Origin of the sequence: Pseudomonas sp., from assembly GCF_049645325.1 — a bacterium.
Lineage (GTDB): Bacteria > Pseudomonadota > Gammaproteobacteria > Pseudomonadales > Pseudomonadaceae > Aquipseudomonas.
The window spans coordinates 1-8,498 of record NZ_JBARTQ010000372.1 but is presented as its reverse complement, the minus strand read 5'-3'; the positions used below and the strand labels follow the sequence as shown (position 1 = coordinate 8,498).

Below are 8,498 nucleotides of genomic sequence, written 5' to 3'. Positions count from 1 at the left end.
ACTGACACACCGCATTCGCGAGCAAGCCCGCTCCCACAGTTTAGATTCTCGGTGTATTCAGTATTGGGAGAAATTCATGCAACTTTTCAGTCTTCAGGGCCAGGTCGCCTTTGTCACCGGCGCCGGTAGCGGCATCGGCCAGGCCATTGCCGTTGGGCTCGCTGAAGCCGGCGCCGACGTGGCGTGCTTTGACCTGCCGGGCAGCCCTGGCATCGCCAGCACCGTAGAACGCATTCAGGCCCTGGGCCGTCGCGCCTTGGCGCTGAGTGGCACCGTCACCGAGCGCGCGGCCCTGGATGCCGCAGTGGCGCGCACCGAACGCGAACTCGGCGAACTCAGCGTGGCCGTCAACTGCGCCGGCATCGCCAACGCCCAGGCTGCCGAAGACCTGGAACTGCAACGCTGGCAAACCACCCTCGACATCAACCTCACCGGGATTTTCCTCAGTTGCCAGGCCCAGGCCGCCGTGATGTTGCCGCGCGGCAAAGGTGCCATCGTCAATATCGCCTCGATGTCCGGCAGCATCGTCAACCGGGGCCTGTTGCAGGCACACTACAACACCTCCAAGGCCGGGGTGATCCACCTGAGCAAAAGCCTGGCGATGGAATGGGCCGACAAGGGCCTGCGGGTCAATTGCATCAGCCCCGGCTATACCGCCACGCCAATGAATTCGCGGCCGGAAGTCGCCGACCAAGTGAAGATTTTTGAACAGACCACGCCCATGGGCCGCATGGCCAGTGTGGAAGAAATGGTCGGCCCGGCGATTTTCCTGGTCAGCCAGGCCTCGTCCTTCTGCACCGGTGTCGACCTGTTGGTCGATGGCGGTTTCGTCTGCTGGTAAGCCCTTTTTTTGGAGCCTCTTGTCATGTCACAACGTTTCAGCGGTAAAACCGTAGTGATCACCGGCGCCTGCCGTGGCATTGGCGCCGGCATTGCCGAGCGCTTCGCCCAGGAAGGCGCCAACCTGGTGCTGGCCTCCAACGACCTCGAACGCGTGACCTTCACCGCCGACCAGTTGGCCCAGGAATACAAGGTCGACACCCTGGCCATGGGCATTGATGTCACCCGTGAAGACGACATCGAAACGCTCTACCGCGAAGGCCACGCGCGCTTCGGCAGCATCGACGTGTCGGTGCAGAACGCCGGCATCATCACCATCGATCACTACGACAAAATGCCCCGCGCCGACTTCGACAAGGTGCTGCAGGTCAACACCACCGGGGTGTGGCTCGGTTGCCGTGAGGCCGCCAAGTACATGGTCAAGCAAGGCAGCGGGCGCTTGATCAACACCTCGTCCGGCCAGGGCCGCCAGGGTTTCATCTACACCCCGCACTACGCCGCGAGCAAAATGGGCGTGATCGGCATCACCCAGAGCCTGGCGCTGGAACTGGCGCGGCATAACATCACGGTCAACGCGTTCTGCCCCGGCATCATCGAAAGCGAGATGTGGGACTACAACGACCGCGTGTGGGGCGAGATCCTCAGCACCGAGGAAAAACGCTACGGCAAAGGTGAGTTGATGGCCGAGTGGGTCAAGAACATTCCCCTGCGCCGCGCCGGCAAACCGTCGGATGTGGCGGGGCTGGTGGCATTTCTGGCGTCGGATGACGCGGCCTACCTGACAGGCCAGGCAATCAATATCGACGGCGGCCTGATCATGTCGTAAGGGTTTGGTATCCTCACCGGCATTGATACATCTACCGAGGCCTTCATGAGCCAGATCGAAGAACAGCGCCTGATCACCAAGATCGCGAGCCTCTATTACGAAGAAGGGCTCAAGCAGTCCGAGATTTCCACGCAGCTGGACCTGTCCCAGTCCTTTATCAGCCGTGCCCTGCGCCGGGCGCTGCAGGAAGGCGTGGTCAAGATCAGCGTGATGCGCCTGCAAGGCCTGCACCTGGAGCTGGAAAGCCAATTGCAGCGCCGCTACGGCGTGCGCCAGGTGATTGTGGTGGAAGCCACCGAGCCCGGCAATGATGAAAGCATCAAGCAGGCCATCGGTTCGGCGGCTGCGCATTACCTCGAAACCAGCCTGTCGCCCCAGGACCACATCGGCATTTCGTCGTGGAGCAGCACCATTCGCGCGATGGTCGGCCATTTGCACGCACAACCGGGCAAACAAGGTGCCCAGGAAGTGGTGCAACTGCTCGGCGGCGTCGGCAACAAAGGCGCGTTTGAGGCCACTCTGCTCACCCAACGCCTGGCCACCCTGCTCAACTGCCCGGCGTTTTTGCTGCCCTCGCAAAGCATCGAGCAATCGGTGGAAAGCAAGCAGCGCATCGTCGAGATGGAAGAGGTCAAGGAGGTGCTGCAACGCTTTGACAGCATCACCCTGGCGATCGTCGGCATCGGCGACCTGGAGCCCTCGCAACTGCTGCGCAACAGCGGCAACTACTACACCGAAGACATGCTGCGCCTGTTGGCCGAGCGTGGTGCGGTGGGCGATATCTGCCTGCGCTACTTCGATGCCCAGGGCAAGCCGGTGCTGGAAGAAGACGAAGAATTCGTGGTGTCGGTTGCGCTGCCCAAGCTGCGCTCGATCCAACGCGTGCTCGGACTTGCCGGCGGGCTGAACAAGGTCCAGGCGATTCGGGGTGCGCTCAAGGGCGGTTACCTCGACGTGCTGATCACCGACCTCGACACCGCTCAGGCCCTCAACCACTAACCTATTTCTGGAGACTGCTGCTCATGACGTCCAAGCTCGAACCACTCAAGCAATTCACCACGGTGGTGTGCGACACCGGCGACCTCGAAGCCATCAGCCGCCTGCGCCCGGTGGACGCCACCACCAACCCTTCCCTGCTGCTGAAAGCCGCCGCCATCCCGGAATACGCCGAGCTGCTGCGCAATGCCGTGAACCTGTCCAAGGGTGATGTGGGCCTGGCCTGCGATCACTTCGCCGTGGCGGTGGGTGCGGGTATTCTCAAGGTGATTCCTGGGCGCATTTCCACTGAAGTCGACGCGCGTTTGTCTTTTGATGAAGACGCGCTGTGGGCCAAGGCCAACCAGTTGATCGCGCTGTACGACCAGGCCGGCATCGGCCGCGACCGCGTGCTGATCAAGCTGGCCTCCACCTGGGAAGGCATCCGCACCGCCGAACGCCTGGAAAAAGCCGGCATCCAGACCAACCTCACCTTGCTGTTCTCCTTCGCCCAGGCCGTGGCCTGCGCCGATGCGGGCGTGTTCCTGATCTCGCCGTTCGTGGGTCGCATCTACGACTGGTACCGCAAGAGCACCGGCCAGGACTACACCGGCACCGACGACCCCGGCGTGCAGTCGGTAACGCGCATCTACAACTACTACAAAACCAACGCCATCCCGACCGTGGTGATGGGCGCCAGCTTCCGCACGTTGAGCCAGATCGAACAACTGGCCGGTTGCGATCGCCTGACCATCAGCCCGGACCTGCTGCAAAAACTCGCCGAAGATAACGGCACGCTGGAACGCAAACTGGTGCCAGGCACCGACGGCGAAGCGCGTCAGCAACTGACCGAAGCGCAGTTCCGCTGGGCCTCGAATGAGGACGCGATGGCGACCGAGAAACTGGCGGAAGGTATTCGTCAGTTTGCGCGGGATCAGGAGAAGTTGGAGGCGGTGTTGGCGGCGTTGTAAGGATGTGAAATGCGGTGGGTCAGTGACAGATGAATTGACTGACTCACCGCATTCGCGAGCAAGCCCGCTCCCACAGGAAAGCAGATGGGTGATCGTTCCTCTGCTCCTCGTGGGAGCCTGCCTACAGAATCAGCACGGGCTCAAAACGGCCCCTTCGTCATCACCCGCTCATCAATAAAGCTGCGCAACATGCCGATCCGCTGCGTATAGGCATTGCTCAAACAGCTCACTTGCGAACCGCAGGTACGGCGCTGCTTAAGCCACTCAGCCTGCCCGTCCATCAACGAACCGCGGCCGCCCATGGCCATGAAGTGCTTGTTCAGGTCGTAGAGCAGCGCCATCGTCACGTCCTGGTCGTTGAGGCTGACGTGCTTGCAGATAGCAATTTCGTCAGGCGCCTTGGCCTTGGCGCAGTCAAAGCTGGCGGCCGAGCTGACAGGGCTGAGCAGCAGCATGAACATGCCGGTGAGTAAGACGAAGACAGCGGGTTTTATCAAGGTATGCGACATCGGCAGTAGGCTCCGGAAAGAAAAGGCAACTCGTGCTGTAGGCCCTTATGGCCCCTGAAAGTTCTGAGCCACGACGTCAGCCCCTGCCCGGCCCTGAATTAGTGCGCGCTTTTTGATTTGTCCAACGCGTCAATGTAAGCCGCCTTCAACGCAAGACCGACCGTACCCAACACCTCGGCATAGCGTGTGCCGCCAATGTCCGCCTCACAGCCCATAACCTCCTGTGGAAACAGCCACCGACAGGTCAAGGTAAAGGCATTTAACAATGGCGCCATCGCCCTCGTCACTTATATCCGGAATGTAAAAACTCATGCCCAGCGCCTTCGCGTCAATACCGCAGTTATGCGATGAAAAGGCGACTTCATGAAGACCCAGGAAGTTTTTCAAATCACGGCAAGACTGACCGACCAAGACGTTCCCTTTCCATGAAAACCGGCTGCCCTGAAAGAACTCAACGCCCTCGATCCGGTCATTTTCATCGTAGTAAAGATGAAGCCCCTCGATGTCGTAGGCGTCCGTGGTGTTCACCGATTCAGCTGTCTTTTTGAACGTTTCGAACGCCTCGCCCAAGAGGGCGTGCGCCCGTTCGCGAGGCAAACCGAAACGCAGTGGGCCCACCGAGCCCGGTGCTGAAAAATCAAAAGCAGGCATTATTCGATCCTTCGAAAACTCAAGGTCATCATTGAAAAAGCAGTGTTAGCTGCTCACCACACCCGTCCCAAAACGCCGAATCGCCAGGCAATACCCAATCAACGCCAGCGCCGCCAGCAAGCCACCCGCCGCGCCGATCCAGGCGAAGCCGAAGTGGCTGCCGACCCAACTGCCCATCAGCGCACCGCCGCCGATGCCGATGTTGTAGATGCCGGAAAACATCGCCATGGCCACGTCGGTGGCGTCCGGCGCGAGCACCAGTACTTTGGACTGCATGGCCAAGCCGAAGCCCATGATTGCCATGCCCCAGAAAATGCTCAGCACCACCAGGTAAGACTCGGCGCCGCTCAAGGGCAGCAGCAACGCCAGGCACGCCGCGAGCATGAATACCGCGCAGACCACAAAGACATGCGGGTTGAAGCGGTGCACCAGGCTGAACAGCAGTGAGCCGATGATGCCCGCGCCGCCGAACACCAGCAGGATCAGGGTCACGGCGCCGCCGCCCATGCCGGCCACGCCTTCGACGAAGGGTTCGATGTAGCTGTAGGCGGTGAATTGCGCAGTGACGGTCATGGCGGTGAGCACGTAGAGCGCCACCAGCGCCGGGCGCTTGAACAGCAGCGGCAGGCTGCGCAGGGAGCCGGAGTTCTGACTTGGCAGCAACGGCAAGGTGCGCGCCAGCCAGAACACCAGCGCCGCCGCGAATGCACCGATGACCAGGAAGGTGGTGCGCCAGCCCATGGCTTCGCCGAGCAGGCGCCCCAGCGGAATGCCCAACACCATCGCCAGCGACGTGCCGGTGGCCAGCAGGCCGAGGGCTTGCACCTGTTTGCCTTCGGGCGCGAGGCGCACGGCCAGCGACGCGGTGATCGACCAGAACAGTGCGTGGGACAAAGCGATGCCGATACGGCTGAGCATCAGGATGCCGAAGCTCGTCGCCACGCTGGAGAGGATATGGCTGGCGATAAACATGGCGAACAACACGATCAGCAACTTGCGCCGCTCTATGTTGCGCGTCAGCAGCATCACCGGCAGCGAGGTCAGAGACACGATCCAGGCGTAGATGGTGAGCATCAGGCCCACACTGGCGATGGGCATGTCGAAGCTGGCGCCAATGGCGCTGAGCAGGCCAACGGGCACGAATTCGGTGGTATTGAACACAAAAGCGGCCAGCGCGAGGGCGATGACCGGTTGCCAGTTGGCTTGAGGCGTTGCGGCTGAAATGCTCATTGACGGGCGAGGTACTCTGACGATGATCAAACGGCCACCCAGGACAAGCGCCGCCGTCGAGCATTCTATAGGTTTCTCGGCCCGCTGTTGACGCGGATCGTCGCCGCAGGTGCTAGGGCGATGTCAGGGTGATCACGTAATTACCCGACGTGACCGGCTTGCCGGCGCCGTCCACCAGCAGATAGCGCTGGTCGTAATAACGCCCGTTGCCACTGTCTGCAATCAGCTTCACATGGGCTGCATTGACGCTGGCGACCGGCGCTATAGTGCGCACATCGACGCGGCTGCCACGACTGGAACGGGCACAACCGCTCAGCTCCATCACCGCACCGCTGCGCGCATTTGTCGCACACCCAGGCTCGACGATGGCCCCTCTGAACTCGAGGGTGCCACGCCCGACGGTCTGCGCCGCCCCACAGGCACCGGCCCACAGGCAAAACAGGCCGGTAAACACCGCAATACCTTTAACGTTCATGCCGACACTCCTTATTGGGCTCTCAATAAGTAAGTCGTCTGGCCGGGCGTTAACTTGAGCGGTTTAGGCTAAAGATGTGCGCTGGATCAAGGATCCACCTGCCCCATCAGCTCTGGAATGCTTTCCGGGCGCTTGGCATAGCGTTGCGCCAACGCTGCGCAGACCATCAACTGAATCTGGTGAAACAGCATCAACGGCAGGATCAACACGCCCATGCTCGCCCCGGCAAACAGCACTTGGGCCATCGGCACGCCGGTCGCGAGGCTTTTCTTCGAGCCGCAAAACAGAATGGTGATGCGGTCTTCCTGGCTGAAGCCGAACGCCTTGCCCAGCAGCGTCGAGGCCACCAGCACCAACGCGAGCAATACGCAGCACGCCACGACCAAACCGCCCAGTTCCCACAGCGGGATCTGGTGCCAGATGCCTTCGTTGACCGCTTCACTGAACGCGCCGTAGACAACCAGCAGGATCGAGCCCTGGTCGACGAACTTCAGCCAGGACTTGTTGCGCCCTACCCACTCACCGATCCAGCGGCGGGCAATTTGCCCGGCCACAAACGGCAGCAGCAGTTGCACGCTGATTTTCAGGATCGCGTCGACGGTGGAACCGCCGTCACCGTGCACATTGAGCAACAGGGTCACCAGCAACGGCGTGAGGAAAATGCCGAACAGGCTGGAGGCCGCCGCGCTGCAAATCGCCGCCGGGATGTTCCCACGTGCGAGCGAAGTGAAGGCAATCGCCGATTGCACGGTGGCCGGCAACGCGCAGAGGTAGAGCATGCCCATGTACAGGTCTTTGCCGATCAGCGGCGACAGCACGGGTTTGAGCGCCAGGCCAAGCAACGGGAACAGCACAAACGTCAGGCTGAACACCAGCAGGTGCAGGCGCCAGTGGCCGGCACCGGCGACAATGGCCTGGCGCGACAGCTTGGCCCCGTGCAGGAAAAACAGCAGCGCAATGGCCAGGTTGGTCACCCAGCCGAAGGCCACGGCGGTCTGGCCACTGGCGGGCAGCAGGGAGGCGAGGATCACCGTGGCCACCAGGGTCAGGGTGAAGTTGTCAGGCAAAAAACGTGGGCGGGTCATAAGCAAATCTTCCAGGGGTTGCCAAGCGCATCGTTGCGACTCTAACGTAACGGCTTGTTACCGACTAACGCCAATGAGCCAGTAAATGCCGCCTAAAGGACATGACAAGACCGTCCGCCGCAGTGTGCCCGGGCTTTCCAGCCTGCCACGGCCGGTGTATGGGCGCACGGAGTCGCTGCCCAATCGCGCCCTGACCCGCCGGCACAGCCACCCGTGGGTGCAGTTGTCGTACGCGATTTCCGGCGTACTCGAAATCCAGACCAGCGTCGGCCGCTTCGTCGCCCCGCCCCAGCGTGCGGTATGGATCCCGGCGGGCGTACCGCACCGGGTGTTCAGCTCGCCACACACGGAGATGCGCAGCCTGTATCTGGATTGCAGCGTCACTGCCTGGGCGACCGAGCGTTGCCAGGTGCTGGAGGTGAGCAGTTTGTTGCGCGAGTTGATCCGCAGCTTCAGCGAACTGCCGGTGGAGTATGCCGAGGATGGGCCGGACGGGCGTCTGGCCCAGGTGGTGCTGGACCAGCTTGCCGCCGCGCCGCAGGTGGATTTGATGCTGCCTTTGCCGCATGACGTGCGGTTGCGGCAGATCTACCGCAGCCTGAACCTGCACCCGGAGCAGCAGACCACGCTGGGGCAGTGGAGTGGGAAGCTGGGGGTGAGTGAGAAGACGCTCAGCCGGTTGTTTTTGAGTGATACCGGGCTGACGTTTCGCGCTTGGCGCCAGCGGTTACGGCTGTTGAGTGCCTTGCCTGCGCTGGAGCAAGGCGAGCGGGTGACGGATGTGGCGCTGGGGTGTGGGTATGAGTCGACTTCGGCGTTTATCAATGCGTTTCGGCAGCAGTTTGATGCGACGCCTGGGGAGTTTTTTCGTTGAGGGTTTTGGGTGTATATCCGTTATTTGGGTGATGGCTTGGATTGGTTCCGCTCTTACAGCGG

The 8,498-nt window shown here is 61.5% G+C and carries 10 protein-coding genes; 5 read left to right on the top strand and 5 right to left on the bottom strand.

The window, feature by feature from the left end; translation table 11 throughout:
- Positions 1-76: 76 nt before the first annotated feature.
- Genes WBB95_RS16355 through tal form a run of 4 tightly spaced genes read left to right on the top strand, consistent with a single transcriptional unit; the run spans position 77 to position 3,612 of the window.
- The gene (locus tag WBB95_RS16355; RefSeq protein ID WP_424488536.1) at positions 77-841 is read left to right on the top strand and encodes an SDR family oxidoreductase; all 765 of its coding nucleotides are present in this window, start codon (positions 77-79) and stop codon (positions 839-841) included.
- A 24-nt stretch (positions 842-865) separates the two neighbouring features.
- Positions 866-1,666, top strand: coding sequence for an SDR family oxidoreductase (locus WBB95_RS16350; RefSeq protein ID WP_424488535.1), 801 nt, complete (start codon positions 866-868; stop codon positions 1,664-1,666).
- 45 nt (positions 1,667-1,711) lie between these two features.
- Positions 1,712-2,665, top strand: a complete 954-nt coding sequence (locus WBB95_RS16345) for a sugar-binding transcriptional regulator (protein ID WP_424488534.1) — start codon at positions 1,712-1,714, stop codon at positions 2,663-2,665.
- A gap of 23 nt (positions 2,666-2,688) precedes the next feature.
- Entirely contained in the window at positions 2,689-3,612 is a 924-nt protein-coding gene (gene tal, locus WBB95_RS16340; RefSeq protein ID WP_424488533.1) for a transaldolase, read from the top strand.
- A gap of 140 nt (positions 3,613-3,752) precedes the next feature.
- On the opposite strand, the gene WBB95_RS16335 is transcribed toward tal, so the two are convergent.
- The 5 genes from WBB95_RS16335 to WBB95_RS16315 form a co-directional block, all read right to left on the bottom strand.
- Positions 3,753-4,121, bottom strand: coding sequence for a lysozyme inhibitor LprI family protein (locus WBB95_RS16335; RefSeq protein WP_424488532.1), 369 nt, complete (start codon positions 4,119-4,121; stop codon positions 3,753-3,755).
- A 204-nt stretch (positions 4,122-4,325) separates the two neighbouring features.
- Positions 4,326-4,772 carry a hypothetical protein gene (locus tag WBB95_RS16330; protein ID WP_424488531.1) on the bottom strand — a complete coding sequence of 149 codons (447 nt, stop codon included), beginning with the start codon at positions 4,770-4,772 and terminating at the stop codon, positions 4,326-4,328.
- Between the two features lie 45 nt (positions 4,773-4,817).
- Positions 4,818-6,002: a sugar transporter gene (locus WBB95_RS16325; RefSeq protein WP_424488530.1), complete on the bottom strand. Its 1,185-nt coding sequence runs from the start codon at positions 6,000-6,002 to the stop codon at positions 4,818-4,820.
- Between the two features lie 112 nt (positions 6,003-6,114).
- Entirely contained in the window at positions 6,115-6,477 is a 363-nt protein-coding gene (locus WBB95_RS16320) for a type 1 fimbrial protein (RefSeq protein ID WP_424488529.1), read from the bottom strand.
- A gap of 86 nt (positions 6,478-6,563) precedes the next feature.
- On the bottom strand, positions 6,564-7,562 hold the full coding sequence (locus tag WBB95_RS16315) for a bile acid:sodium symporter family protein (RefSeq protein WP_424488528.1): 999 nt from the start codon (positions 7,560-7,562) through the stop codon (positions 6,564-6,566).
- 85 nt (positions 7,563-7,647) lie between these two features.
- Between WBB95_RS16315 and WBB95_RS16310 the strand changes: the two genes are divergently transcribed.
- Positions 7,648-8,436: an AraC family transcriptional regulator gene (locus tag WBB95_RS16310; RefSeq protein ID WP_424488527.1), complete on the top strand. Its 789-nt coding sequence runs from the start codon at positions 7,648-7,650 to the stop codon at positions 8,434-8,436.
- The last annotated feature ends 62 nt before the right edge of the window (positions 8,437-8,498 follow it).